25 protein-coding genes are annotated in these 26869 nt (G+C 37.4%); 10 read left to right on the top strand and 15 right to left on the bottom strand.

What is annotated here, in order from left to right; translation table 11 throughout:
- Positions 1-39 precede the first annotated feature (39 nt).
- The 15 genes from FHS59_RS10200 to FHS59_RS10130 all read right to left on the bottom strand — a co-directional run bounded on the left by FHS59_RS10200 (position 40) and on the right by FHS59_RS10130 (position 16846).
- Positions 40-1140, bottom strand: coding sequence for a DUF4221 family protein (locus FHS59_RS10200; RefSeq protein ID WP_184495042.1), 1101 nt, complete (start codon positions 1138-1140; stop codon positions 40-42).
- Positions 1133-2311, bottom strand: a complete 1179-nt coding sequence (locus FHS59_RS10195; protein WP_184495041.1) for a DUF4221 domain-containing protein — start codon at positions 2309-2311, stop codon at positions 1133-1135. Before FHS59_RS10195 ends, FHS59_RS10200 begins: the two co-directional genes overlap by 8 nt.
- Positions 2308-3450 carry a DUF4221 family protein gene (locus tag FHS59_RS10190; RefSeq protein ID WP_184495040.1) on the bottom strand — a complete coding sequence of 381 codons (1143 nt, stop codon included), beginning with the start codon at positions 3448-3450 and terminating at the stop codon, positions 2308-2310. The genes FHS59_RS10195 and FHS59_RS10190 overlap by 4 nt, the downstream gene beginning before the upstream one ends.
- Positions 3443-4579: a DUF4221 family protein gene (locus FHS59_RS10185; protein ID WP_184495039.1), complete on the bottom strand. Its 1137-nt coding sequence runs from the start codon at positions 4577-4579 to the stop codon at positions 3443-3445. The genes FHS59_RS10190 and FHS59_RS10185 overlap by 8 nt, the downstream gene beginning before the upstream one ends.
- Positions 4572-5717 carry a DUF4221 family protein gene (locus FHS59_RS10180; protein ID WP_184495038.1) on the bottom strand — a complete coding sequence of 382 codons (1146 nt, stop codon included), beginning with the start codon at positions 5715-5717 and terminating at the stop codon, positions 4572-4574. The genes FHS59_RS10185 and FHS59_RS10180 overlap by 8 nt, the downstream gene beginning before the upstream one ends.
- Positions 5710-6861, bottom strand: coding sequence for a DUF4221 family protein (locus FHS59_RS10175; protein WP_184495037.1), 1152 nt, complete (start codon positions 6859-6861; stop codon positions 5710-5712). Before FHS59_RS10175 ends, FHS59_RS10180 begins: the two co-directional genes overlap by 8 nt.
- Entirely contained in the window at positions 6854-8011 is a 1158-nt protein-coding gene (locus tag FHS59_RS10170) for a DUF4221 family protein (RefSeq protein ID WP_184495036.1), read from the bottom strand. Before FHS59_RS10170 ends, FHS59_RS10175 begins: the two co-directional genes overlap by 8 nt.
- A 6-nt stretch (positions 8012-8017) precedes the next feature.
- On the bottom strand, positions 8018-9139 hold the full coding sequence (locus tag FHS59_RS10165; RefSeq protein WP_184495035.1) for a DUF4221 family protein: 1122 nt from the start codon (positions 9137-9139) through the stop codon (positions 8018-8020).
- Between the two features lie 5 nt (positions 9140-9144).
- A complete protein-coding gene (locus tag FHS59_RS10160) occupies positions 9145-10293 on the bottom strand; it encodes a DUF4221 family protein (RefSeq protein WP_184495034.1) in 1149 nt (382 codons plus the stop codon).
- A gap of 5 nt (positions 10294-10298) precedes the next feature.
- Positions 10299-11426 carry a DUF4221 family protein gene (locus tag FHS59_RS10155; RefSeq protein WP_184495033.1) on the bottom strand — a complete coding sequence of 376 codons (1128 nt, stop codon included), beginning with the start codon at positions 11424-11426 and terminating at the stop codon, positions 10299-10301.
- A gap of 5 nt (positions 11427-11431) precedes the next feature.
- Positions 11432-12574, bottom strand: a complete 1143-nt coding sequence (locus FHS59_RS10150; protein ID WP_184495032.1) for a DUF4221 domain-containing protein — start codon at positions 12572-12574, stop codon at positions 11432-11434.
- Between the two features lie 5 nt (positions 12575-12579).
- A complete protein-coding gene (locus FHS59_RS10145; protein ID WP_184495031.1) occupies positions 12580-13698 on the bottom strand; it encodes a DUF4221 domain-containing protein in 1119 nt (372 codons plus the stop codon).
- Between the two features lie 5 nt (positions 13699-13703).
- Positions 13704-14975, bottom strand: a complete 1272-nt coding sequence (locus FHS59_RS10140; RefSeq protein WP_184495030.1) for a DUF4221 family protein — start codon at positions 14973-14975, stop codon at positions 13704-13706.
- The gene (locus FHS59_RS10135; RefSeq protein ID WP_184495029.1) at positions 14972-16129 is read right to left on the bottom strand and encodes a DUF4221 family protein; all 1158 of its coding nucleotides are present in this window, start codon (positions 16127-16129) and stop codon (positions 14972-14974) included. The genes FHS59_RS10140 and FHS59_RS10135 overlap by 4 nt, the downstream gene beginning before the upstream one ends.
- 411 nt (positions 16130-16540) lie before the next feature.
- On the bottom strand, positions 16541-16846 hold the full coding sequence (locus FHS59_RS10130) for a DUF4286 family protein (protein WP_184495028.1): 306 nt from the start codon (positions 16844-16846) through the stop codon (positions 16541-16543).
- Positions 16847-16957: 111 nt separating this feature from the next.
- Here FHS59_RS10130 and FHS59_RS10125 point away from each other — a divergent pair, with 111 nt between their 5' ends.
- The 10 genes from FHS59_RS10125 (at position 16958) to FHS59_RS10080 (ending at position 26867) form a co-directional block, all read left to right on the top strand.
- Positions 16958-17620 (top strand): carotenoid biosynthesis protein, encoded by a 663-nt coding sequence (locus FHS59_RS10125; protein ID WP_184495027.1) that lies wholly within the window; start codon positions 16958-16960, stop codon positions 17618-17620.
- Between the two features lie 86 nt (positions 17621-17706).
- Complete coding sequence (locus FHS59_RS10120; protein ID WP_184495026.1) at positions 17707-18153, top strand: sterol desaturase family protein; 447 nt, start codon at positions 17707-17709, stop codon at positions 18151-18153.
- Positions 18150-19046: a MerR family transcriptional regulator gene (locus tag FHS59_RS10115; protein ID WP_184495025.1), complete on the top strand. Its 897-nt coding sequence runs from the start codon at positions 18150-18152 to the stop codon at positions 19044-19046. Before FHS59_RS10120 ends, FHS59_RS10115 begins: the two co-directional genes overlap by 4 nt.
- A 194-nt stretch (positions 19047-19240) precedes the next feature.
- The gene (locus FHS59_RS10110) at positions 19241-19753 is read left to right on the top strand and encodes an RNA polymerase sigma factor (RefSeq protein ID WP_184495024.1); all 513 of its coding nucleotides are present in this window, start codon (positions 19241-19243) and stop codon (positions 19751-19753) included.
- Between the two features lie 4 nt (positions 19754-19757).
- A complete protein-coding gene (locus FHS59_RS10105) occupies positions 19758-21236 on the top strand; it encodes a phytoene desaturase family protein (protein ID WP_184495023.1) in 1479 nt (492 codons plus the stop codon).
- A 25-nt stretch (positions 21237-21261) separates the two neighbouring features.
- Positions 21262-22104, top strand: a complete 843-nt coding sequence (locus FHS59_RS10100) for a phytoene/squalene synthase family protein (RefSeq protein ID WP_184495022.1) — start codon at positions 21262-21264, stop codon at positions 22102-22104.
- Position 22105: 1 nt separating this feature from the next.
- Complete coding sequence (locus FHS59_RS10095) at positions 22106-22813, top strand: lycopene cyclase domain-containing protein (protein ID WP_184495021.1); 708 nt, start codon at positions 22106-22108, stop codon at positions 22811-22813.
- 6 nt (positions 22814-22819) lie between these two features.
- Positions 22820-23665: a 4-hydroxy-3-methylbut-2-enyl diphosphate reductase gene (locus FHS59_RS10090; protein ID WP_184495020.1), complete on the top strand. Its 846-nt coding sequence runs from the start codon at positions 22820-22822 to the stop codon at positions 23663-23665.
- 23 nt (positions 23666-23688) lie between these two features.
- Positions 23689-24402: a fatty acid desaturase gene (locus FHS59_RS10085; RefSeq protein WP_184496090.1), complete on the top strand. Its 714-nt coding sequence runs from the start codon at positions 23689-23691 to the stop codon at positions 24400-24402.
- 62 nt (positions 24403-24464) lie between these two features.
- On the top strand, positions 24465-26867 hold the full coding sequence (locus FHS59_RS10080) for a TonB-dependent receptor (RefSeq protein WP_184495019.1): 2403 nt from the start codon (positions 24465-24467) through the stop codon (positions 26865-26867).
- Positions 26868-26869: the final 2 nt, after the last annotated feature.

Genomic DNA, 26869 nt, shown 5'->3' with positions numbered 1-26869 from the left:
TCATTGCAGAATTGGCAATAACTCCTATCCATAATTTATCTAATTGAAGTTAAAGTCAAAGACAAAAAACTCAAGTTCTTCTGTTTCTTTATTAAAAACCCAAAACTTTCCTTCTCGGACAAAATAGGTGGTAATACTGAAAGGTAAATTTGAGAGATCTTCTTCATGGATTAGTTTAAAATCATCAGAAAAAACAAGCAAGAATTGATTGGGTATTCCAGCTCGGACTTGGTTCTCTCTTTTCTTACTTGCTATTCGATAGTATCGTTTATAAGATGAGTCATAAACTATTCGGGAATAATTAATTTCAAGTCCTTCCATTTCTAAAATCTTTGTTAGATCCGCAGTAGAACCTGATTTTGGATATTTTCCATCCTTTCTTTTCGGAACTTTGGTTGGTTCGAAATCATGAAATTCCAAACTCTTTGAATTTAGATCAAGGGCATAAAAGTCAATTCCATCATCATGATAAACTAAAATATGATGTTCGAAATATTCTGCTTCTTGCATCCCGCTTATTGTTAATCTCCCCAGATCAATTTCAAGAGATTTTCTATATGCCATGCTATCCAAAGGAGATACATGGAAAACAGTGTCTTTTAGATTTACCCAAGCAAGGGATTGGTTACCATTTGTTGAAGTTGTAAGACCAAAAAGAAATTGGCTGTCAGGAGATATTCTTGCTCCTTCAAAAAATCGGCTTTCAAAACCCATTTCGAAAATTGAATGGTAGGATGGAAAATTACTATTTAAAACTCCTTTTTCGTCAATAGAAAATAACCTTTTAGGTGTTAATAGCTGGATATTTCCATTTTCGTCAGGGATGTAATCAAATGTGGCACCTATCCCTTTTGGACCTTCTTTTTCAAATGGAATAGTGAGTACAAATTCTTTTTTTTCCAGATCTATTTTGTCTAAGGCAAGGTTATAATCATCAAAAAAATATAGGTATTGTTCATCTTGGGAAAGCTTAACTTTTGGTATACCATGACCTAGGTTAAATAAATGTTCTCCTGAATTAATGGTTACCGTATCATAAGAAAATTCGAATTCTAAAGTGATTGGATTTTCTGCTTTTCTACCATTTTCCTCGCAAGCAACTATAGCTATCAAAACGAAGAACAATAAAATTCTATTCATTTTCGAACCTTGGACGGAGTCGTACAAACGCAATTTGATTTCTAAAATTCAAAAAAGTATACAACATTCCTTTGTGGACAAAGGTCTTATTGACGAAATATTCTCCAGGTATAAAAGCTGATAAATCCAGTTTTTGCTCATGGATAATCTTAAGATTTGAATCAAACACAGATAAAACAAACCTAAAATATCTACCACCTTCCTCAGGTTCTTGCTGGACCTCTCGGCTATAGCGGTAGAAGCGTTTATTTTTAGGATCCTTGATTATGGGGCCAAAGACTACCTCCTGAAATTTCCTTTTTTTGGCAAGATTTAAATCCCGCATTGACCCAACCTTTTTTCGATAATTTCCACGCTTGACATTTGATATCAGACTACTTTGATAAACTCTGTGATACAGAGAATCTTTTGTAGCATCATAGTACCAAAGTTCATTTTTGTAGGAATTGGTAGCGATGAAGTTTGGACCGTCGAGGGTTAGAAATTTGTATTCTGGAACCACCATCGTTTTTCCCTCTCGATATTCCCATCGGATCAAAAACCTTTCCGATTGATCTCTAAAACTCACGGGGATCAATTTCAGGGATTTGGAAGTTAGATCCACTCTTGCTAAACCGAGAATACGTCCATTGGAGGGGTAATAACCATAATAACTGGCGAAATAGGACCCATCTTCTGCGATTTCACCCATGCCATTGATCTCTTGGCTTTCTCCGAGATTATCCCCACTTAGTTTGTGATTTTGAAGAAGATAAGAATCTTTTAATTTGGTGTCTGCACCCATTCTAAGAACCTCGAAATAGTCCCTGATGATCATGTCACCATTATTGGTTTTTTTGATCCCGGTGGGGAAATACTTTCGGATTCCGTTTGGGCCATTCACCTCAAACTGGATGCGTTTTTTCAGCTTTTGAGCATCAATATCATAGACATCTACCCGGCCTGTTCCAGGATCCAAATTATATAATAACCCTTCGGAGGATACATAATCCGAAGAAACCAAATTCATATCGAGGTAGGGTAAGGAATCTCCGGAATCAATAAAAACTGTATCTAAGGTGTAATCAAATGTATTGTTGGTAATTGTTTTGGGCACTACTTCCACCTTTTCCTTTTTCGATGAGCAACCGATAATCACGGATAGGAAAAGAAGAGAAAGTAGTCGTTTCATTTTTCGATGCTTGGAGTTAGTGTCTCAAATGCCAATTCATCATCAAGATTTATAAATCGATAAACTGTCCCATCAATAATAAATTTTTTACCAGTATACCTTCCTAACCCATCTTCCTCATGGACCAGGTTAAATTCTTTGTCAAAAACAGAAAAGACTCCATTCCATCCAATTGTCCCATCTGGTTTTGGGTCTTTGAGATAGCTTACCCTGTAGTATAGATTGTTCTTGGAATCAAATAAAATCTCTCCAAATAAAGGCTCTTTGCTTCTCTCATTGGAAGCCTCACCAAACGCCTCCATTGTGCCCACTTTTCTTGGGAAGTTTCCTGGTTTTTTTGCTGGTAAGAGGTTCGTTTGGTAGTCAAAGTTTAATAATGTGTCCTTTTTCAGATCATAAACGGAAATAGAATTTACAGATGATTGGGTGAAGATGATTTTATTGTCATTTAGCAATAAATCAAATTTATCAGAGGAGACTGTCTTCATTCCATCGATTTCCAGTTCAATTCTATATTCCTTTAGAGCAGCGAGTTTTGGAATCTCTATAGTTTTTAATTCTAAGTTTCTTAAATCAATAATTGCCAAACCGTCAGCCATACTGGACCCACTTCTTCCGTCTGCCGAATATGTACCATAAAATGTAGAACCTTCTGGAGAGACGATCCCTTCGAAACTGATCAGTCCTTTATTTTCGAATTGTTTTTGAATTCTCTCTTCAGTATCCCAATTGAACCAATTTTTCAATTCTCCATCTGGCCCAAATTGTCGCAATCCTGTAAAAGATGAAAAGAAAAAGTCTCCTGAATCACTTAATTGGATTTGATTTATTCCTAATCCTCCTATTCCATTTGGCCCTTCCACCTCAAGCGGAATCGTATCTACCAGTTCCCTTTTTGTAAGATCCACGACATCGAGCCTATTCAAAGGCCTGTTGAATGTATAAATCAACCCTGATGGTGTAACTGTGGATCCCCCTAATCCATTGTTTAAAAAAAAGAATTCACCATTTGAGTCTATTTGAAGAGTATCCAATTTATAGCTGAAATCAAATTCTTCGGTATTGAATTCTTGGGAGGATTTATCAGTTTTACAGGATAAAAAAGTGAAAACTAAGAATAACAGATAAAACTTATTCATGCCTAATGCTTGGTTTTAGTCTGACAAAGGCCAGCTCGTCGTCCATGTTCAGAAAGGTGTAAATCATCCCATCATGTATCCTGAAGTTATTTGGGAATATAAAATCTGAAGGGAGTTGCGATTCCCCGATTTGTTCAAAATTCTTGTCAATTGCCGTGATTACCGTTTTGAAGACAAGACTATCTTCCCCGACGGTATGATCAAGTTCCTTCGAAAATCTCCAGCGGTAGCCCGTTTTATGGTCTAAATTCCAAGGCCCAAAAGTGACTTTTTTTAGGTTCTCCTGCCTGAGCTTATTGAATTCGTCGATGTCCGTGATGGTTTTTGCTTCTCCCGGTTTTTGCTCATTGCTAGTAAGCTTGCTTTCATAAGTTTTTGTGATGAGAGAATCTGTGGGAATATCGTAGACCATCAACATGTTTTTAGAGGTGGTAGAGAAAAGGATTTTATCTTCGCTAGGCTCGAAAAACACGGCGGTGCTAAAGCCTCCTCTTTTTTTTCCATCCAACTCCAAGGTCAAGTTGTTATCCCTAATGAAATCCAGCGCTGCCGTCGGTATTATCTTTCCCGTTTCTTTTTCAAGATCTATCCAGATGATCCCATCAGGTTTATCAGACATTTTTGAAGTTTCGTAAATTCCAGCCAAGTATTTTCCATCCATTGAGATTCCATTGGACTGAACGCTGATGCTTTTACCTTCAGGAAGAAGGTCCATAATATAGGGTTTTCTTGCTAGTGTAGTTTGTTTGGTTACTTGCCAATTAGCATCCATGTGTCGGAGTGTGTAATTATTGGAAAACACAAAACCTCCATTTTCAAGTGCAATAATTTTGAAAGGTGAACCAATCCCATTTGGACCTTCTCGATCCAGCTGGATCAGGGTATCCAAGCTGAGTGTTTCTAGATTTATTTTCTCAAGAACACTTTCCATCATGTTCATATTATACAGGAATTTCTGGGATGGATCTACAGCCGAAATATCAAGAAAGTAATTTAAAAAAAGGATTTCTCCTCTAGAATCAACTTTTACAGTATCTATGGAAATGGAGAAAGTGGGTGCTTCCACTTCCTCAGAGGGTCGATTACAAGAAGATAATACTGTGAGTAAAAGAAAAATGTATTTATTCATAAGTAATACTTGGTTTTAGTCTGACAAAGGCCAATTCATCATCTAAATTCATAAAGCTATACAACATTCCATCTTTGAAAAACCGAGTAGGTGATGTGATGTAGTTTTCTAAAGGTTGTTCTTTCAGCATGGTATAGTCCGTATCGAAAAAAGTCACCACATCCTTCGTCACTACAGAATCTGCAATCATACGATCCAAATCTGTACTTATTCTCCAAATGAGCCTATCTTCCTTTTGTAGAATCATCGGTCCAAATTTAACCTGCTTCATTTTCTCATTGGAGGTTTCAAAAAGTTCTTCTTGCGTCTCCACTAGTGTAGGAAAGTTTTTGATCCTTTCATTACCGGTGAGATTTGCTACAAAAGATTTATGAAGTAAACTATCCGTCTCAATATCATAGATATAGACCTCATTAAAAGCAGTATTATCGAGGACCAACTTCCCATTGATAAACTTCATATAAGTGGTTTCTCCCGTAGACATCATGGCATTTCCATTCATTTCAAAAATGATTCGAAATTCATCTAGCTTTGAAATGGCATCTGTTGGGACGAAATTTAATTCCATCTTTTCCAGATCAATCACAGCCAGTCCTTTGGCAGGTTTTCTGAAACTTTCATCTTCCAATTCTCCAACATAGGTTTTTCCATCCATTGAAAATGTCCCCATGTAACTGACCACATCTGTTTCCCCAAATTCATATCCGCTCAAGGTATTTTTATCGAATTCGTATTTTTTCACCAACTCGCCTTTAGGACTTATTTCCACAATTTTATTGAAGTCAAAGAGCATCAGGTTCCCATTTCCTAGTACCTGAAGTTTGGAGATATATCCACCACCTACGCCATTTGGACCTTCTTTTTCCAGTTGAACGGTTTCTTTTAGTGCCAATGCATCCATATCAATAACCTCTAAAAGAAGAGATTCAGGATTAAGGTTATAGAGGAGCTTTTTATCTTGGGTTAAATCTGAAATTCCCAGACTCCAGTTTAGGAAAAAGAAATGGTCTTTGGAATCAACCATCACTGTATCGATGCTGTAGGAGAATTCCAATGAATTTTCGGCAGTATTTTCTTTACTACTGCAACTGGCCAAAACTGCCAGAAAAACGGGAATAATTAATTTGAATTTATTCATAGCTAATGGTTGGTTTAAGTCTGACAAAAGCCAGTTCATCGTCGATATTCAAAAAAGTGTAGATCATACCATTTCTGATAAAATATTTCCTTGGAAGCTGAAAGTCTGAGGAAAGTAATTTTTCCTGCATATGATCAAAATTGGAATCAAAAGCCATCAATACAGTCTTGAAAACAATGGAATCTTCAATCATTCTGTCCATTTCTTTGCTGAATCTCCAGTAAACCTGATTTTCTTCATCAAATAATAACGGGCCAAAATCGACTTCATTTTCTATGGTTTTCCCAACCTCCAATAATTCTTGGCGAGAATGAGTTTCTTTTGGATAATTACTAGATGCGCTATTACTGGTTAATTTACTTTGGAAGGTTTTGGTAGTGATTGATTCTGTGGGAAATTGATAGAAATTAATTTTGTTAAATGCACTACTCGTAATGATCAACGAATCGTTTTTCATGATGAGATAGGTATCAGCTTGGTTCATTCCTGCCAAATTTCCATCAAGGTAGTATCTGAATAGGTAGGGCTGTAATTCTGAGAAAATAGCAATGGGTATATGACTAAACACCCTTTTTTCAAGCTCAAAAAACGCAAGTCCTGATGGAGCATTCTTCATTTCCAGATCCCCGTAAGTGGTAATTAGAGTACTTCCATCATGAGAAACAGATTCCTGAGATGTAATCCGCATGGTTTCTGGTAGCTTTTTCCCTTTGAAATCAAACTTATCGTATTGAAAATTCATAGACTTGTTTCCATCCAGGTCTATCATTGCCACATGGTAACTATCAGTGAGGATGAGATGATCATTTTCAGCTGCATAAATGTGATATACCCGATTACCCCCTAGTCCATTTGGTCCTTCCTTCTCTATAGGCAGCGATTTTTCAAAAACCAGATTTTCTAGATCTATGAATTGAATAGCTGTATTACTATGGTCATAATTATAAAGATATTTTCCGTCCAGAGAGATCGCTGAAGTTTCTAAATCCCAATTGAGGAATATTATTTCCTCTTTGGAATCCACTATTACGGTATCAATGGTGTAGGAAAAATCAAACGCATCAGAGTCAGTGTTTTCTGAGGTTTTTTCGGAATTACACCCGACTAATAGCAATGCAAAAAGGAAACAAAAGTATTTACTCATAAGTGATGGTTGGTTTGAGTCTTACGAAACCTAGTTCATCGTCGATATTCAAAAAAGTGTAAATCATACCCTTTCTGCTGAAATATTTTTGAGGAAGAATAAAGTTTGAAGGAAGTAATTCTTCATGAAGTTGATTGAAATTGAAATCGAATGCGGTCAAGACAGTTTTGAATACAATAGAATCTCCATTCATTTTATCCATTTCTTTACTAAACCTCCAATAAACCTCATTGACATCATCAAAGAAGAACCTTCCATAATTCACTTCTTTCTCCTTTACTTTAGTTATCTCTTTAAATTCTTCCTCATTATCAGATCGTTTGGGATAATTGCCTTCAGCTTCTTGGGAAGTATATTTACTTGAGAACGATTTAGAATTGAGATTATTCGTACTGAGTTGAAAGAAATAGACTTTGTTTTGGGCAGTATTGGAGTATATCAAGGTATCACCTTTTAGTTGTAGTTTAATATCTGCCATATACATCTGAATTGGATGAACTCCTTCGAAATAAAAAACAGTCTGGAATTTCTCAAGCTCTTTAAATAAGTCTATGGGATGATATCGTACCTGCTTATTTTCCAGGTCAAAAATTGCCAGACCATCTGCAGTATCGTCTATTTTTAGACCTCCATATAGGGCCACAAGCGTTTTTCCATCTTTGGAAAATGTTTCCTCTAGCCGAATACGTTTATCTTCCGGAAGTTTTTCACCTTCAAATTCCTGCTTTGCATAACTGAATCCAGCTATTTTTTTACCATTCATATCAACTGTGGATACCTGGTAGCTGTCAGAGAAAATCAACTTATCGGAGCCGATGTCAACCACTTTTGAAATCATTCCTGACCCAATGCCATTTGGCCCCTCTTTTTCATATGGGATGATCTTCTCCAAACTCAATGTTTCTAAATTGATTAATTCAAGAGTGGCCTGGTTTCTGTTGAAATTATAGAGGTAATTACCATCGGGCGATTGCCCCGAACTTGTCAGCAAATTATTCAGGTAAATAAATTGATCTCCTGCATCTACCATCACCGTATCGATGGTATAAGAGAAAGCTTCATTCTTTTCTATTCTATCAGAACTTCCTTTAGAAGTGCAACTGGCCATTACTGCCAGAAAAAGGGGTAAAAGGTATCTGGAATTTTTCATAATTGTCTAAAAATCAAAAGTGAATACTGCAAATCCGAGCTCGTCTTCGACATTAACGTATGAGTAGAGCTTTCCGTCTTTGAAGAAATAGTTCTTTGGAGTTTGATCCAGACCCTCTATTTTTTGCTCACCGATTAGGTCTAGGTTTTTGTTGTAGGCATAAAGGAATACTTCAGACTTTTTGGAATCTCTTATTGTCTTTCTTCCAATTCTAAAAAAATTGCTTCTACTGCTATCCCAAACAAATTTGTCATAGGTAATTTCCGAATTTATCTCTTTTACGATTTCCTCGTATTCCTCTTTTGAATTCACTTCCAATGGATATCTTCCTGTCTTTTCTTTGGCAGTGAGCACATGAGGGAAATCGAAAAATTGTAAACTGTCTGTTGCCGGGTCATAATGATAGATAGAGCTGGTATTGCCTATTGTTATCATTACCTTTTCATTTATTATATCTAGATGAATATCCTCAGCCCGTAAATCAAAGCCATCATCTGACATCAGCATAATGGTGTAGTTTCTGGAGGAAAGCAGTTCTGGCATTTCCCATGTTTTTATTGATTTTTCTTTAAGGTTAACTCGGACAAAATTCCAAATCCCTTCAAAGAAATCTCCCACTAGAGCATAGGCAAATTTTCCATCAGGAGATAATTGCATTTCAAATGGCAACTGAATTTCCTCAGAAGTTTCACTCTCATTATCAGAAAAATTTGACAGTCGAAGATCTAATTTCTTCGTCCCATCAGATTTGAAAATCCCCTGAGATTCATCAGATACGATCAGAAAATGATCATTCTTCAATGATTGAAAGTTTGATAGGTAGGTTCCGGTGCCATTAGGACCTTCTTTTTCAAAACGAAATGTTGACAAAAGGGCTCTGTTGTCAAGATTGATTTTTTGAATTTTGGATTGTTTCTCATCAAAGAAATACAGCAGGTTTGGATTCTGATATTCCAAATGAATCAATCCAGAGAGATTAAAAAGTTCCTCTCCTGAGTCTATGATAACTGTATCCACAGAATAGGAAAGATTTTCAAGAAGATTCCCAGATTCGACTTCTTCAGAACTGCCTTTTTCCCTGCAGGCAGCAAAGAGAATAAGAATAAAAAAAGGAAATAGTTTTTTCATGGTGTTTAAAAATCAAAAGTGAATACTGCGAATCCGAGCTCGTCATCGATGTTGACAAAGGAGTAGAGCTTGCCATTTTTGAAGAAAGGAAATTCGGGGGACTCATATAAGTCCTCTATTTCTGTCTCGCCGATAAGAGTTAGATTTTCATCATAGGCTAAAAGGAAAACTTGTCTTTTGGAAGGAATATCTTCAGAAAGACTTGGGATGAGGATATTGGCAAAGCGGAAAAAATTCTTTCTGCTTTCATCCCAAAGCAATCCTCCGAATGTGATTTGTGTATGAATTTTATTGATTTCTTCCCTCCAGGCTTCTCTTTCAGTGAATTCTTTCCTTTTTGGAGGCTCAGTTTTCTCTTTTGGAGTATGTTTTAAATCAAAAGAATGGAGTACAAGTGAGTCATTTTTTGGATCAATCGTATAGATATCACTTGTCGCTGAGGAGGTGACAAAGAACTTACCGAAGAACTCGGATAGAAAATATTCCTCCACATAGACTTGCATCATTGGCCCATCAGTAAGAATAACTTTATATTCGTGTGTTTTGTCCAAGGCTGGCAAAGGGAACAGTTTCCCTTCTTTGTTTTCTCTGTTGATAATGGCCAATTCAGCAGACTGATCACCTTGATCGAAATCAGAACCTGGCACAGTGTAGTACCATTTTAGATCTTCGGTTACCTTCAAGCGGTTGTTTTGGAGGGTTTTATCTTTGATTCCTTGGATGTCCTCTTCTTCGAGATTAATTGTCTCATGTTTAATGCCTTTAAAATCAAAAATCGCAGCAGTATTGAATGTCATCAAATAGAATCTATCATCACTAATGAGATCCAAATTCCACAGGAAACTTCCTACTCCATTAGGCCCTTCTTTTTCATAGGGTATCTTTTTTTCCAGATTTAATTGATCGAGGTTGATGACCGAAAGTTTGTTGTCACTTTCAGTAAACAAAAAGAGTTTTTTTCGATCCTTACTGATATCTGCCAATCTAAGATGATTCGATAAATCAATGATTTCCTCCCCTGGATCTACGACTACCGTGTCCACTGTAAAAGTTAGATTCTCTAGGATATTATCTGAGTTTGCGTCTTCAGAACTGCCTTTTTCACCGCAGGCTGCGCAAAGTATAAGACTTAGAAATGGGAGGATTTTTTTCATTTTATTTAAAAATCAAAAGTGAATACTGCAAAGCCGAGCTCGTCCTCTACATTGACATAGGACCAGAGTTTGCCGTCTTTGAAGAAAGGGTATTCCGGTACTTTTTTTAAATCATCTATTTTTGTTTCTCCCAAGAGATTAAAATCTTCATCGTAGATAAATAGAAATACTTCACTCTCTTCGGATTTAGAGTTTTCTAGTTTGGGTTTTTTCCTAGCCCCGAATCGAAAAAAATATTTGCTCTCATCGTCAAATAAGAACTCTTCAAAAAGAATATCTTCAAAAAGTCTGGCGCGGGCTAGACTAATTTCTTGCATTGATTCAATTTTTCCGTTGAAATTATGATCTCTTCGGGTGGGTACAATTTGGTGAGGAAAAGCTTTATGCGATAAATGCTTTGTACCGCTATTGAAGAGGTAGATATCACTATAGCCTGGAGTTCTAATGACCACATTTTCGCCATAGGCTTGGACAAAAGCGGATTCCATTAATTTAAATTTTCTACTTCCGCCAATTACTTGGATTGTAAATTGCGTAAGAGAGTCAAACTTCGTTAAAGCAGTAACTTCACCTTGGTTAGTTTCAAAATCAAACCAAGAAAAGCTAAATGTGTCCTTATCTTCATTTCTGGGAAGGGAATAAGCAAATTTCCCATTATTAGATAGCACTGGAGAATAGTGAAAACTCATTTCTGACTCTCCATTTTTACCTTTGATTTGATCAGTTTGTATTGTTTTAGGATCAATTTTAATTCCCTCAGGATTGAATATGCCTCCATATTTATAGGTGCCGAAGTATAGATTATCATCAAATACTCGCGACATTGTTGTTACAAATGGACCAATACCGTTTGGGCCTTCAGTTTCGAACTGAGTTTTGCTAAGTATTTTTAATGTCTCCAGATCAATTTGGTATAAATTTTTATTATCCCTCTCCATAAAAATGAGAATCTTACCGCTTTCGGAAATATCAGAAAGGTCTAACCCATATTTTAAATTAAAAAAAGAATCTCCTGGGTCTACCATGACTGTGTCAACCGTCAATTTCAAGCCTTCCAGCATGTTTGCTGTTTTTGTTTTTTCGTGACAGGAAAAAAGGACTAGGGTAATTATTGAGTAAAAAATTGTTTTCATGGTTTTTAAAAATCAAAAGTGAATACTGCGAAGCCGAGCTCATCTTCGACGTTGACGTAGGACCAGAGTTTGCCCTCTTTAAGAAAATAGAAAGCAAGTTGGTCAGTGACTCCATCCAAATACTTTTCGCCCAGAAGATTTAATTCCTTATCGTAGACAAACAGGTAATATTCGAAACTATATGAGTTGGCATCGCTGGGGTCATCTAGAAGCACTTTTCTACCCAATCGAAAAAAACGATTCGTTTTCTCATCCCATAGCAATTTCTCAAAACTAACTTGGGAGGAAGACTTTAGCATTTCATCATTAAACTCGTCCCTGCTGGTGACTTCCTTTTTCAATTTTCCAGTCTTGGCAGGTGGGACAATCTGATGGTCAAAAGTGACTAGGTGAAGCAAATCATTTTGGTAATCATATTGATACAAGGATGAGGTGACTTCCGTAGTGATGTAGAGTTTACCGTTGATTTCTTGAAGGTTAAATTGGGGAACCGAAAACATACTTCCCTGATCGCTATGCAATGCCACGAAATAGTTGTCGGCAATATCCAATCCCGATAAGTCAATCAGCTTTCCAGTCTTTTCTGAAGGGCTGAGCTTGACCAAGTCTTTGCCCCCTTGGTTGAATAAGCCAGACAGGGAAAATAGCCAATTTGCACCAGAAGCCAGAATCAACTGATTCCCAAAGGGTGTGTTTTCATCCAAACCGCTGAATTCTTCTGTGTTCAAATTAAAATTCTGAACCTTGTTGCCTGTCCGCTCAAAAACACCTGCCAATTGGTACCCTGTTATTAAAAACTGCTCTTCAGGTAATACTTGTTGGTTTTGAACATAAGGACCAGTTCCATTGGGACCTTCCTTTTCGAAGCTGAAAAAGTCACGCAATTTTAGCTCATTTAGATCCACTTTGGCAATAACGTGATCTTGGTGATTGAAAATGTATAGAAAGCGATTATCCTCTGAAAAACTGCTGGAGCTTTTCAGTTGGTACCCGCTGGAAATAACGAGTAATTCCTCCCCTGGATCTATCATTACTGTATCCACGGAGAAGGTTAGATCTTCCAGAATATTAGAATTGGAAGACTCAGAATTTTCATTACCTCCGCATGAAAACAGCGCTAGAAACAAGAAATAGGATAGTTTTTTCATTTTATTTAAAAATCAAAAGTGAATACTGCAAAGCCAAGCTCGTCATCGATGTTAAGAAATGAATAGAGTTTTCCCTCTTTAAAAAATTTCAACCCATAATAATTGATGGGGAAGATTTCTTCATGTACTTGGTTTAGGTCTTTATCAAAAATGGTGACTACTTCCTTAAAAACAGTTGAATCACCGATTTTCCGATCTAGCTCTCTAGAAAATCTAAAGAATTTCTCGTTGACTTCATCGAAATAAAATCCACCAAATTCCACATTTTCATTCATTTGTGTAAAGGCATCCCGCATTTGTTCCGGAGCATCTAGAGTAGTTTTTGCGGGAAGCTTTTTTGTATCAGCGGTTATCTTGGAATGGTAAGTTTTGTGAGTGATAGAATCTGTCTTTAAATCCAGCACATATACTTCGTTAAAATTGTGAGAGGAGATCAAAACCTGCTCTTTCCTTGGTAATATATCGACTTGTTCAAATGATCTGGACTGCAATTTTCCATCTATGTATAGGGTTACCAAATAGTCTTGCGTCCTTTGCCACAGATTCATAGGGATTTTTTTGACTGTCATATCATTGAGCGTAAGGATCGCTATTCCGGTTTTGGGCTCATCCATGTTTTCAGGGCCGTATGGAACCAGAATGTATTGGCCATTTTGGGAAATCTGGAATTCCTGACCTAGCGTCTCTCCCTCCTCTAGGCCAATAGTCTTGTCACTTCGGAATTGATAGAGGACCTGATTTTGCAAAGAGGGATCAAACTCACGAATATCTGTGTAGCCGACAAAGAAAAATTTTCCATCATCACTGATACTCAAGTATCGAGGAAAACCTGTGCCAAGAGGGCCTTCTTTTTCCATTTTTATCCGGTCGACCAGTTTCATTTGTTCCAAATCGATTACTTCCAGTTCTGTAGCATCGAAATTGAAATTATACAGCTGTTTTTCGTCCTTGCTTAAATCTGCGATTCCCAATGCTCTTCTGAGATAAATGAAGTCATCTCCTGCATCCACCATCACAGTGTCACTGCTATAAGAAAATTCAAATTCTTCCTGACTGGATTCTTCAGTTGGTCTGTTACATGCCAAGCAAATGCTGAGCAGAATAATTGGAAGTAGTTTTTTCATGGTTTTTAAAAATCAAAAGTGAATACTGCGAAGCCGAGCTCGTCTTCGACATTGACATAGGAATAGAGTTTACCGTCTTTGAAGAAGGGATTTGCTGGTACTTTGTTTAACTCTTTGATTTGAGTCTCTCCGATTAAATTGAAATTTTGATCGTAAGCAAAGAGGTATACTTCTTTTTTGGTATTGGGGCTTGGGTTTTCGGTTTTTTCCATGATCGTCCCAAAGCGGAAATATTTCTCTTGTTGATCATCATATAGAATGTCATGGTATGAAATCTGAAACAAAAGAGACTCACTGGCATCGATGACTTCTTGAATAGATGAAAATTTATTGGAAAATGGGGGGATCTGATCATTGGGAACAAGTTCATGCTTAGGAGATTTGAAAGTCAAAGAACCACTTGCTAGATCATACAGATAAACTTTACTGGTACCTTTTGAATAGATGATGGCCCGATTAGCTTCCATTTTAAGTCCAAGGGTTGCGAAATCAGCAATATGATGGGCTATCCCTTCACTATGGGTAAAACGGAGTCGGGTCAAGAATTCAAATTCCACTAAGTCCACCAGCTTTTCTTTCTTTATTTTGGGATCAAATATTCCCAAATACACTTTTTCTCCCTCAATATTCTGGTGTAGAAAATAAATTTCTTTTCCATCTGCGCTAAACTGGAGTCTTTCGTATTTGGCTTCGGTGGGTGTGTCTATTAAATCGGAAAAATCATTTTCTGAAAACTGAAAGGAAAACAGTTTTTGGGTTTGGAAATTATAGATTCCGGCGATATGGTAGTCTGTAAAGCCGATTTTTTGTCCATCTAGCAATTGGAAATTCCAGATTTTAGGTGGAACACTGTTAGGACCTTCTTTTTCAAATTGGTAGGATTCCACCAATTCAAAGCGTTCTAAATCAAACTGGTAGAGTTTGTTTGATTTTGAATTTAAAGCAAATAAGAATTTTTTATTGGGGGATAGATCAGAATTATTTAAACCTTGAGGTAGGTAAATTAGAGTCCCTTTCGAATCAGTGAGCACAGTGTCAATTTTAAAGGAAAGGTATTCTAGATAGTTGGTTGGGGTTAGATCTTCTGGTTTCTGAATTTCTTCTTGAGCTTCCTCTTCCTCTATACTAATGATTGAATCTTCTTTTTCAGGATCCTTCATTAATGTATCTATAGGATTTCTGACAATCTTAGGTTCATTCAACTCAACCTTAGATTCATCCTTTTTCTGACATGAGAAAATGATACATAAAAAGATTAGTTGATATACAATTCTCATTTTTCTTCAAAATCAAAAGTGAATACTGCGAAGCCGAGCTCGTCTTCGACGTTGACATAGGAATAGAGTTTGCCGTCTTTGAAGAAAGGAGATTGGAATCTGTATTCAACATTTTCTAATTGACTCTCACCTATCAGGTTTAAATCTTTGTCATAGGCAAAAAGAAAAACTTCCGATTTATCCTCCAGATTAGGATCATCACGCGGTATCAGTTGATAAGCAAACCTAAAATATTGCTGCCGTTCCTTATCCCATAGAAATTCAGCAAAGCTAATTTGATACTTGAATTTGGCCCATTCAGCATAAAACTCTGCCTTATCCTCTACTTTGTTTTTTACCTCTGCAATTTTTCTGTCGGGGACTAGCTGATGAGGAAATTCGACTAAACGCAATGAGTCTGAATGATAATCATAGATATAGGTATCTGAGTTAGTAGTACTTGATATAAAAAGCTGATCCTTCAATATTTTTAGATTAACTCCTTCCCCAACTCCCCAGACTTCTTTCTCTGTTTGAAGTCTTATTTTAAAATTCAAGGTTGGAATGAATTCAGGAAGTGATATGCTTTTTCCTGTTTTGGTGTCAGGGTCTATGATGATCAATCGAACATCAGAACTGACCATGTCAGGTCTAGTTAATGCAAATAGTAATTTTTCATTTTCTGAAATTTGCGCATTGTAAGTAATTAGACCCTCACCTTCTTCTTCAAGTCCTTCTATTTCCCTGAAATTAAATTTTAGACTTTTCTCCTTTTCACCTTTCTTATTGAAGGTTCCTACATTGATACCAGAAGAAACAAATAAAAATCTTTCATCGCTCAATGGCTGAATTTTAGGTGGATTAAAACCGATGGAATTAGGACCTTCTTTGGAGAATTGGTGGGTATCTGTCAATTTGAGGGTTTCTAAATCAATTTCATGGATTGAAGTCTTATCATAGTCATAGTAATAGTACTTCTGCGCGTCTAGTGATACGGTGGAAAATCTGGCTCCACGTTTAATATTTATAATCTCATCACCAGGATCAACAACAACTGTGTCGATAGAATAGCTGAGATTTTCGAGAATATTACGGGTACCGGAAGTTTTGGAGTCTCTTGACTCTCCACAGGAAAAAAATAAAGCCAAACTAAAAATCAGGAGCAGTCTATGCATTCTAAAGAGTTTAGAATGGAATTTAGTTAATTCACTGCAAAATAATTAGTTAATAAATCTAAAAAGTCAAAGCTCTCTGGTTGATCACTTTAGAAGTCTCCACCATATTCAATGAATTCTTGATAAATCCCCCCACCCCCTTTGAATGCGATTTGTTTTCAATAAATGATTCTTCTCCAAGGGGGATTTGGATTCGTTTTCAATAGTTCGAATAGTACTGCCTAATAAAACTGACCTGGATATACTCGACTTTTGTTGCTCCAGTGCTACCAATGACAGATTGATTTAATGGTACGATATACGGGTCAGTCCGAGCGGAGTCGAGGACCCTTCGATTTTGAGACTCTCGTCTCTCAAGTGCTCAGGCTGACATTGAAAACCTACCTCCGGTAGGCAAGCTACTTACTGAAATTATTTTACCAGTTCCATCAGGGTTCGGAATGCCATGGCATTTTCTCCGTAGCGAGCCTGGGTTTCATATCGAAGGGCATGTGCAAACCGGCTTTCGTACTCGATTAACTTGGCAGTACTTTCAGCAAAAAACTGAAGGCTATAATTCGTCGCATTGTCATCAGGACTATTGAGCAAACGGAAAAATTTATGCTCCAAAAACAAGCCTGTTGCGAAAATATCAGGAATATGAGTTTCCTTCATCCACTGGACAAAATCCTCTTCTACGTCATTGGAAACTGTGAATGTGATGTTGTAAAGAATCATAGCGAGAGATTTTAGCGGTATTTTCGTTTTTTTGCAAACAGATTTGAGATTTCAAAGTTAGGAATCCCAACGTGAAAAACTGAATTTACCCTACTCAAAGCTCCCCGAATTATGCATAAAGTCGCAAAAACTCCTCCCGAGGCTCAAAATAAAAGATTGTTGATTGCCAAGATCGTGGTGGTGGCTTTGTATTTGGTAGGAGCTGTGGGATTGAGTATTCCTGAGTATCGGCCATTTTTTCTTTCCCTTACTCCGGCCCAGCTTTTAGTAACCTTGGTGTTGATTTTATCTTTCCATAGAGGCTGGACAGATGCTTTTCCTATCGTCGCAGCATTGGCATTTTGGATAGGTTTCGGCTCGGAATTGATTGGAATCCATACCGGTTTGCTGTATGGTGATTACGTTTATGGGCCGACTTTGGGGCCCATGCTTTGGGAAGTTCCACTCGTGATTGGGGTCAATTGGTTTATCCTTGTTTATCTGACTGGCTCGGTTTTTTCACGAAGTATTCAAAATGATTATTATGCGGCATTGATGGGAGCAGTGGCCATGACAGCCTTTGATTATGTCATGGAGCCAGTTGCTACCTCCTTGGATATGTGGTATTGGAAATTTGACATCATTCCTTTCGAAAACTATTTGGGCTGGTTTGGAGTTTCTTTTCTAATTCATCTCATTTATAGAAAGGCGACATTTGAAAAATATAACCCGCTGGCTCCCTTTCTGTTAATTGCGATGATACTCTTTTTTGCTGTATTGAATTTCACCGTGTAGAAATAGTATTGTTGGGCCAAAAAGAGTTATTTGCCAAACGAAAAAAAATTTTAGAACAAAAGATCAGGATTTAAGTTTTCTACTAAATGATGAAAGCCATTGGATTTATTTTAATTGGTTTTGGGCTGATGGAATTATCAGGATGGGCAATTCATAAATATCTGATGCATGGTCCATTATGGATGATCCATAAGACACATCATCAGCCTAGTAAATTTGCATTTGAACTGAATGATCTTTTTTCCTTACTCTTTGGAAGCATTGCTGTTGTATTAATTCTACTGGGAGTGGAGGAGTTGGATTACAGATTCTGGATAGGAATAGGGATTAGTTTGTACGGAATGTTGTATTTCATTTTGCACGATGTTCTGATCCATCGTAGGATTAAATGGTTTCAGAAACCAAAGAATGCATTTTTAAGAGGAATATTTAAAGCCCATCAAGCGCACCATCGAACCAATAAGAAGGATGATGCAGTTTCATTTGGGTTGTTTTTGGTACCTAGGGAATATTTTAAAGAGGAGGAAAAGTGAGCACGTATTCAATCAAAGACTTAGAGCAATTATCCGGGATCAAGGCACACACCTTGAGAATTTGGGAACAACGTTACAACCTGTTAAACCCCAAAAGGACAGATACCAATATCAGATATTACGATGACAGTGATCTGAAACTGATTCTGAATGTGGCCTTGTTAAATGACAACGGTTTTAAGATCAGTAAAATAGCGTCGATGGCGCCAGAACTGATGCGGGAAGAAGTGATGAAGCTGACGGATAGGTCCTTGACCCATGATGATCAGATTCATGCATTGACGATTTGCATGATTGAAATGGACGAGGATCGATTTGACAAAGTCCTCACCACTAATATCATCAAAATCGGTTTTGAGCAAACCATGCTCAATATCATCTATCCTTTTCTGGCAAAAATCGGAGTGCTTTGGCAAACCGGTGCAATCAATCCGGCCCAGGAGCATTTTATCTCTAACCTTGTCCGCCAAAAATTGATTGTGGCGATCGATGGGCAAATCCCAAGCGTCACAGGGAAGAAGTTCTTGTTGTTTTTGCCTGAGGGTGAATTGCATGAGATTTCACTCCTTTTTGCTTCTTATCTAATTAAAAGCAAAGGACATAAAGTGATTTACTTGGGACAGAGTACTCCTAAGGATGATTTAGATGCAGTGTATAATTTATTGGAGCCGGAATACTTATTAACGGTCATGACGACTTTACCGGCAGGGGAAACAGCTCAGGGATATGTGGATATGCTTTCAAAGAAGTTTTCGAAGTCCCAGATTTTTGTTTCAGGATATCAGGTGGTTGGTCAGGATATGATTTTCCCGTCAAATGTGACCCAGTTTAATTATATCAGGGATATCAAGGATGTTTTGGAAGAAATAGGAGAAGAAGTAATAGAAAAGTAGTTTAATAAATTACATAAAAAGTTAAACAAAAGCATTTCTCCGGAAATGCTTTTTTTATGTCTAAATACATCCATTCACCCATAAATATCTACCATTCATGTTATTGTGATTATGTTTTTTTCAAAAATATTAAACAAAAGCTTGTTATTTTGTTTAATGAATGATAGATTTGATTAAACAAAAGACCAATAGCCATGACGACTCTAGAATTTAGCTACTCCTTAAACCATCTCTCCAGTTCTTTGAAGCCTTTTGCCATGAAACTGACAAGAGATATTGATGATGCCAACGATTTGCTTCAGGACACAATGGTAAAAGCATATACCAACAAAGATAAGTTTGCTGAAGGCACTAATCTGAAGGCTTGGCTTTATACGATCATGAAAAACACCTTTATCACCAACTATCAGAAGATGGTGAGAAGAGGTACTTTTGTAGATACCACCGATAATTTACATTACCTCAATTCAAGCAATGTGCAGATTGAAAATGGAGTTTTTGGAAACTTAGCCATGGATGATATTTATGAATCGATCGATCGCTTGGATGATGTGTTCAAAACGCCTTTCATGATGCATTACAGAGGTTTTAAATACCATGAAATTGCCGAAAAATTGCAGATTCCGATAGGAACTGTAAAGAATAGAATTCATATTGCCCGAAAGCTTCTCAAAGAAGATTTGATGGTATACAAGCATAAAAATTGATTCTATGGCCGAGAAACATGCGGTAGTAATTGGTTCGGGATTTGCCGGATTATCAGCAGCTACCCATTTAGCAGCAAAAGGATTTAGAGTAACAATAGTAGAAAAAAATGAAAGCCCCGGTGGAAGAGCTAGAAAGTTTGAACATCAGGGGTTTGTTTTTGATATGGGTCCAAGTTGGTATTGGATGCCAGATGTCTTTGAGAAGTACTTTGCAACCTTTGGAAAAAAACCATCTGACTATTACGAGCTGATCCGTTTAGACCCATCCTATTCGGTAATATATGGCGAAGGTGATGTGTTGGACATTCCAGCCAATCTGGATGAGTTCAAAACCATGCTTGAGGGAATAGAAACTGGAGCGGCTGCTCAATTGGATAAATTTTTGGAGCAGGCAGCATATAAATATCAAGTAGGAATCCATGATCTCGTCACCAAACCAAGTCGTTCTGTCTTTGAATTTACATCGCCGGGGTTATTAAAGGACATGCTACGGATGGATATATTCCAGTCGATGGCAAAACATGTCCGGAAGTTTTTCAAATCTGATAAAATCATCCGTTTGATGGAATTTCCGGTACTTTTCCTAGGGGAGACCGCAGAAAATATTCCTGCTTTATATAGCCTGATGAATTACGCAGATATCGCTTTAGGTACATGGTATCCTAAAAAAGGGATGCATGAGATCATTCGGGGCATGGTGAGTCTGGCAGAGGAAAAAGGCGTTAAAATTCTGTATAACTCCGAGGTGGAGGAAATAGAAATTAAAGAAGGAAAGGCAAAAGCTGTTCGATTGATTTCTGGAAAAAAGATAGAGGCGGATGTGGTTATAGCCGGAGCTGATTATCATCATGTGGATAAGCATCTTGTCAATCCAAATTATAGCAACTATTCAGAAGAATACTGGGATAAGCGAGTCTTGGCGCCTTCGAGCTTGCTGTTTTATCTGGGAATAGACAAGCGACTGGTAAATCTGAGACATCATAATTTATTTTTCGATGAGCCTCTTGGGCCGCATGCAGATGCTATCTACAAAAATCCAAGATGGCCAGAAAAGCCATTGTTTTATGCGTCAGTACCATCCTTAACGGATAGATCGGTTGCTCCCAAAGGAATGGAAAATCTTTTTTTATTGATCCCTTTGGCACCTGATTTAGAAGATACGGAGGAGCTTAGAGAAAAATATTATCACATCATCATGGTTAGGCTGGAGAAGATTACCGGACAGGAAATCAGATCTCATGTCGTCTTCAAAAGGTCTTATGCCCATCAGGATTTCAAGAATGATTACCATGCCTATAAAGGAAATGCCTACGGTTTAGCGAATACGCTGACTCAGACCGCGATATTAAAGCCCTCTTTGAAAAACAAAAAGGTTTCTAATTTGTATTATACTGGTCAGTTGACTGTTCCTGGTCCAGGTGTTCCGCCATCTTTGATTTCGGGGCAAGTGGTAGCTAATGAGGTGATAAAGGAAATTTATTAATGGAAATTAGATATATTTAATAGTGATGAACCCAAGAGATCTTTTTGATCAGACGACTTTTGAATGTAGCAAACTGATCACCCAACGCTACAGTACCAGCTTCACTTTGGGGATCAAAACGCTTGACCAAAAGTTTCACATGCCTATCTATGCCATTTATGGATTTGTGAGATATGCAGATGAAATCGTGGATACTTTTCATGATCAGGACAAAGCCCAACTTTTGGCTAGATTTAAAAAAGATACTTATGAATCCATAGAAAGTGGTATTTCACTTAACCCTGTGCTGCATGCCTTCCAGTTGGTAGTCAATAAATATAAAATTGACCATGACTTGATAGAAGCATTTCTCCATAGTATGGAGATGGATCTGGATTTTAAAACTTACGATGACAGCAAGTATCAAGAGTACATTTATGGTTCGGCTGAAGTAGTAGGCCTGATGTGCTTAAAGGTTTTTTGCGAAGGAAATCAAGAGGAATATGATCGATTGAAAGACTCAGCTTGTAAGCTTGGTGCAGCATTTCAGAAAGTCAATTTCTTAAGAGATATCAAAAGTGATTACGAAGAAAGAGGGAGAGTTTATTTCCCTGGAGTAGACTTTAATCATTTTGATAAAGTGATCAAAAAGCAAATAGAGGCAGATATTCAGCAGGATTTTAATGATTCGCTCTCTGGGATTGAGCAACTTCCGATTGGAGCGAAACTAGGGGTAAAAGTTGCCTATCTCTATTACCAGAAGTTATTTGATAAAATAAAGGGCCTTCCAGCCGAAACTATCACCCAAAGAAGAATCCGTATACCAAATTCCAAGAAACTGTCCCTGTTGATAGGAACCTATTTCGTAAACAAGCTGGGAATCACCTAATATGGAAAAGTATTTATACTTGGGAGTTAATGCCTTTGCCATTTCATTTCCATTGCTGCGATCTTTTGAAAGCAAAATTCAGTTTGCAAAAAAATGGGGAGCCCTTTTTCCTGCCATTTTGATAACAGCTGCATTTTTTCTTATCTGGGATCATTGGTTTACAGTGATGGGAGTTTGGGAATTCAATCCAAGGTATATTTTGGGTATTTATTTTTTTGATTTACCGCTAGAGGAATGGCTGTTCTTTATCACCGTGCCTTTCGCCTGTGTATTTATTTATGAGGTTTTAAATTATTTCTTTCCAAAAGACCCTCTCAAAGATCTAGGAAAACCATTTGTCTATGTCATGGTGCCTTTTCTGATAGGTTTAGGATTAATGCATTTGGATAAGTGGTACACTTCGGTTAACTTTTTCATCGGAGCTATCGCCTTAGTACTTCATTTTCTGGCTTTTAATGATAAATATTTAGGAAAATTTCTCTTTGCCTATCTAGTTCATTTGATCCCCTTTCTGCTTTGCAATGGGGTTTTGACTGGAGGGCTGACTGAAGAGCCTGTAGTGATTTATAATAACTCTGAGAATTTAGGAATCCGGATTTGGACGGTGCCGGTGGAGGATACCATTTATTCAATGACTCTGTTGCTGATGAATATTTCTTTCTTTGAAAAATTCCGCAGCCAACGAACAATTCAAACTGTAAAAAGTTAATAGGCTATGAAGAACCTTCAGGTACATATTGATGATCATTCTGGCTTTTGCTTTGGAGTAGTTTATGCCATCGAAATGGCTGAAGAGATTTTGGATGAACAAGGATATTTGTATTGTCTTGGAGATATTGTCCACAACGATGAGGAGGTAAACAGACTGACAAAAAAAGGTCTGAAAATAATCAATCACGAAGAATTGAGTTCTCTGGTCAATGAGAAGGTTTTAATCAGAGCACATGGAGAGCCACCATCTACCTACGAACTCGCGATCAAGAATAATTTGAATTTGATTGATGCGAGTTGCCCTGTGGTTTTGAAACTTCAGAATAGGATCAAAAACTCGTTTGATAAAGATGAAACGATCTACATCTATGGCAAACATGGCCATGCGGAAGTGATCGGTTTGTTAGGACAAACGGGAAATAAAGCGGTTGTTTTCCAAGATATTTCTGAGTTGGACCTGGAGACATTGCCAAGAAATATCACGCTGTATAGCCAGACTACTAAAAGCACAGATAAATTTTACGAAATCAACGAGATTCTTAAAAACAACGGAATCTCGGTAAATACAAATGATACCATTTGTAGACAAGTTTCCAATAGAGATAAGGAACTGAGAGCATTTGCAGAGCGATTTGACAAGATCGTATTTGTCAGTGGTACCAAATCTTCCAATGGAAAGGTCCTATACAATGTCTGCAAAGAGAAAAATCCAAATACATATTTTGTCTCCAATGCGGATCAAATCATGCCAGATTGGTTTGAAGATGGTGAAAGCATTGGAATCTGTGGTGCTACCTCTACGCCTATGTGGCTTATGGAACAAGTTCGAGAGAAAATCTTGACTTTCTGATCCACTTCACCGTGCTTGCAGACATGAATGCAGGAAAATCAACTTCATTTCATTCCAATATTGATCCGAAAGGAATTCTAATTGCTTTCGGAGTAATAGCATGCTGGTCTATTTCACTAGTGTATTTGCTGTCAATAGATATACAATGGAATAGCCCCATCACTTATTTGTTGATATTGATCCAAATGCATTTATACACTGGATTATTTATTACGGCGCATGATGCCATGCACGGATTAGTTTCGTCCAATAAGATTGTAAACAATGTAATTGGTGTTTTTGCAGCCTTACTTTTTTCCTTTAATTTTTACTGGAAATTATTTCCAAAACATCATGAACACCATCGTTTTGTAGCAACGGATAAGGATCCGGATTATCATCACTCAGATCGATTCTTTCCTTGGTACTTTAGCTTTATCAAACAGTACCTTAGCATTTGGCAATTTTTGCTCATGGCTTTGACATTCAATGTTTTAAAGTTATTTATCCATGTGGATAACTTGATTTTATATTGGATGCTTCCTGCAGTGTTATCCACATTTCAGCTTTTTTACTTTGGTACGTATTTGCCTCATAAAGGTGAAAACGACAATAAACACCATTCTACCACACAATCAAAAAACCATTTTTGGGCTTTCCTTTCTTGCTACTTTTTTGGGTATCATTACGAGCATCATGACTCACCCGGCACTCCTTGGTGGAGACTTTGGAGAGAAAAAGAAAAAATGAATTCTTAAAAATTGGAGTAAACCTAAACTTTTTGCGTCCAAATTCATTTTGTTTAAGAACTACCAGACTTATGAATAAAAGCTTACTGTCAATTGTCTTTTTATTTGTTTCAATGGCTGCCTTTTCCCAAGGTATTATCCGGGGAAAAATTTCCAATCCTTCCAATGGAGAAGCGGTGGCTTTTGCGAATGTTTTAATTCTTAACACCGATTTTGGAGCAATTTCCGATGAAAATGGAATGTATGAAATTACGGATGTTCCTCCTGGCCTCTACAATGTTCGGGCAAGTTTTGTGGGCTTTAAGACGGAGACCAAATATGAGGTGAGTGTCACGATTTCGAAATCTGTTCAATTGGATTTTGAACTTCGCGAAGATGCCTCCGAATTAAACGAGGTGGTCGTAAGTTCTGAGTTTTCCAGATCCGAAGAGACTCCATTGTCAGTTCGAAAATTAAATAGCAATGAGATTGAGCGATATCCTGGTGGAAACAGAGATATTTCTAAAGTAATACAGGCATTACCGGGAGTGGCAAGTACGGCAAGTTTTAGAAATGACATTTTGATCAGAGGGGGAGCTCCAAATGAAAACAAGTTTTTCGTTGACGAAATTGAAGTCCCCGTGATCAATCACTTTTCCACACAAGGTTCTTCTGGAGGGCCAGTTGGGATATTGAATGTCAATTTGATTTCAAACGTGGATCTGATCGCTGGAGGATTTCCTGCCAATAGAATGGATGCCTTGAGTTCTTTCTTTGAAATCAAACTAAAGGAAGGAAATAGGGAAGAATTGGAAACCCAATTGACTTTGGGAGCTTCCGAATTGACTTTATCAAACGAAGGACCTTTGGGAGAGAAAACCACCTATTTACTTTCTGCTAGAAGATCCTATTTGCAGGGACTCTTCAAAGTTTTAGGCTTGCCATTTTTGCCGACTTTTAATGATTTTCAACTCAAAACCACCACCAAGATCAATGATAAGACTGAATTGACTTTTCTGGGTGTGGGAGCGATAGATCAGTTTGTTTTGAACAAGGAAATACCAGAGGATGAAACAGGGGATGATTTGGAAAATCGACTGTATTTATTGGATGTACTTCCTGTCCAAAGTCAGTGGAATTATACCACAGGATTAAAATTGAAGAGATATAGGGAAAATGGTTTTTGGACTTTTGTCTTGAGCAGGAATATGCTCAATAATGAAGCAGAAAAATATTTTAAAAATGAGGAAAGTTCAGAAGCCAATTTGCTGTATAGGTATTTGTCTCAGGAATCAGAAAACAAGTTTCGGGCTGAAAACAACATCTTTGGTAATGGTTATACTATCAAATACGGCTTTAATTATGAGTATTCAAGGTATTACATTAAAAACTTTGACCGAGCGACATTAGCTAATTCAAATGAAATAATTTCCGTTGAGTCCACTTCAAATTTCAATGAATTCGGGGGCTTCATCTCGGGTACGAAATATTCTAAAAATGAGCGATTACTACTTTCCGGAGGAGTAAGAATGGACGGATCAGATTTTGGTAAAACTGCATCAAATCCCCTGAATCAAATCAGTCCCAGATTTTCGGTTTCCTACCAATTAAGGCCGAATCTTTTTGCAACAGCAAATGCTGGTATTTATTACCAAAAGCCTCCGTACACGGTTTTAGGTTATCGGAATAATGAAGGTGATTTGGTCAATCAAGATGAAGATGTCCGATACATCCAAAACAGTCTACTGATCGCAGGTTTGGAGTTTTTGGCACCAGAGAAAAACCGAAGGTTTACAATGGAGGCATTTTACAAGAAATATAAAAACTATCCTTCCTCGGTAAGAAATGGGATTGCATTGGCTAACCTGGGGGCAGATTTTGGGGTGATTGGAAATGAACCTGTGAAGTCCGATGCCAAAGGGCGAGCCTTTGGTTTGGAGTTTCTCGCTCAGCAGCGATTGTTTAATGATTTTTATGGAATTGCCTCTTTGACTTTGGTCAGAAGTGAATTTACCAACCCAAATACAGAAGGATTTATTCCTTCATCTTGGGACAATAAAATCATCTTGAGCTTGACCGCAGGAAAGAGGTTTAATAATAACTGGGAAGTCGGTACAAGATGGAGGTATTTAGGAGGCACACCTTATACCCCTTACGATGTGGAGGAGTCATCCTTGATCAGTAATTGGGATCTGAGAGGCCAACCAATTTTTGATTATTCACAGATCAATACATTTAGGCTAAATGCTTTTCATCAGCTGGATTTGAGAGTCGATAAAAAATATTACTTTCCTAAATGGAGTTTGAATTGGTATGTAGATATCCAGAATGCCTATAATTTTCAGGCCGAGCAAGCTCCATTATTGGTTCCTGTAAGAGATGATGCCGGAAATATTTTGGTGGATCCAAATGAACCAAGCCGATATCAATTGAAATTTATCGAGAACACAGCAGGGACTATTTTGCCAACTGTCGGAATTATCGTAGAGTTTTAGGA

Source organism: Algoriphagus iocasae (genome assembly GCF_014206875.1).
Classification (GTDB): Bacteria; Bacteroidota; Bacteroidia; order Cytophagales; family Cyclobacteriaceae; genus Algoriphagus; species Algoriphagus iocasae.
This window is presented reverse-complemented; position numbering and strand designations above follow the sequence as displayed.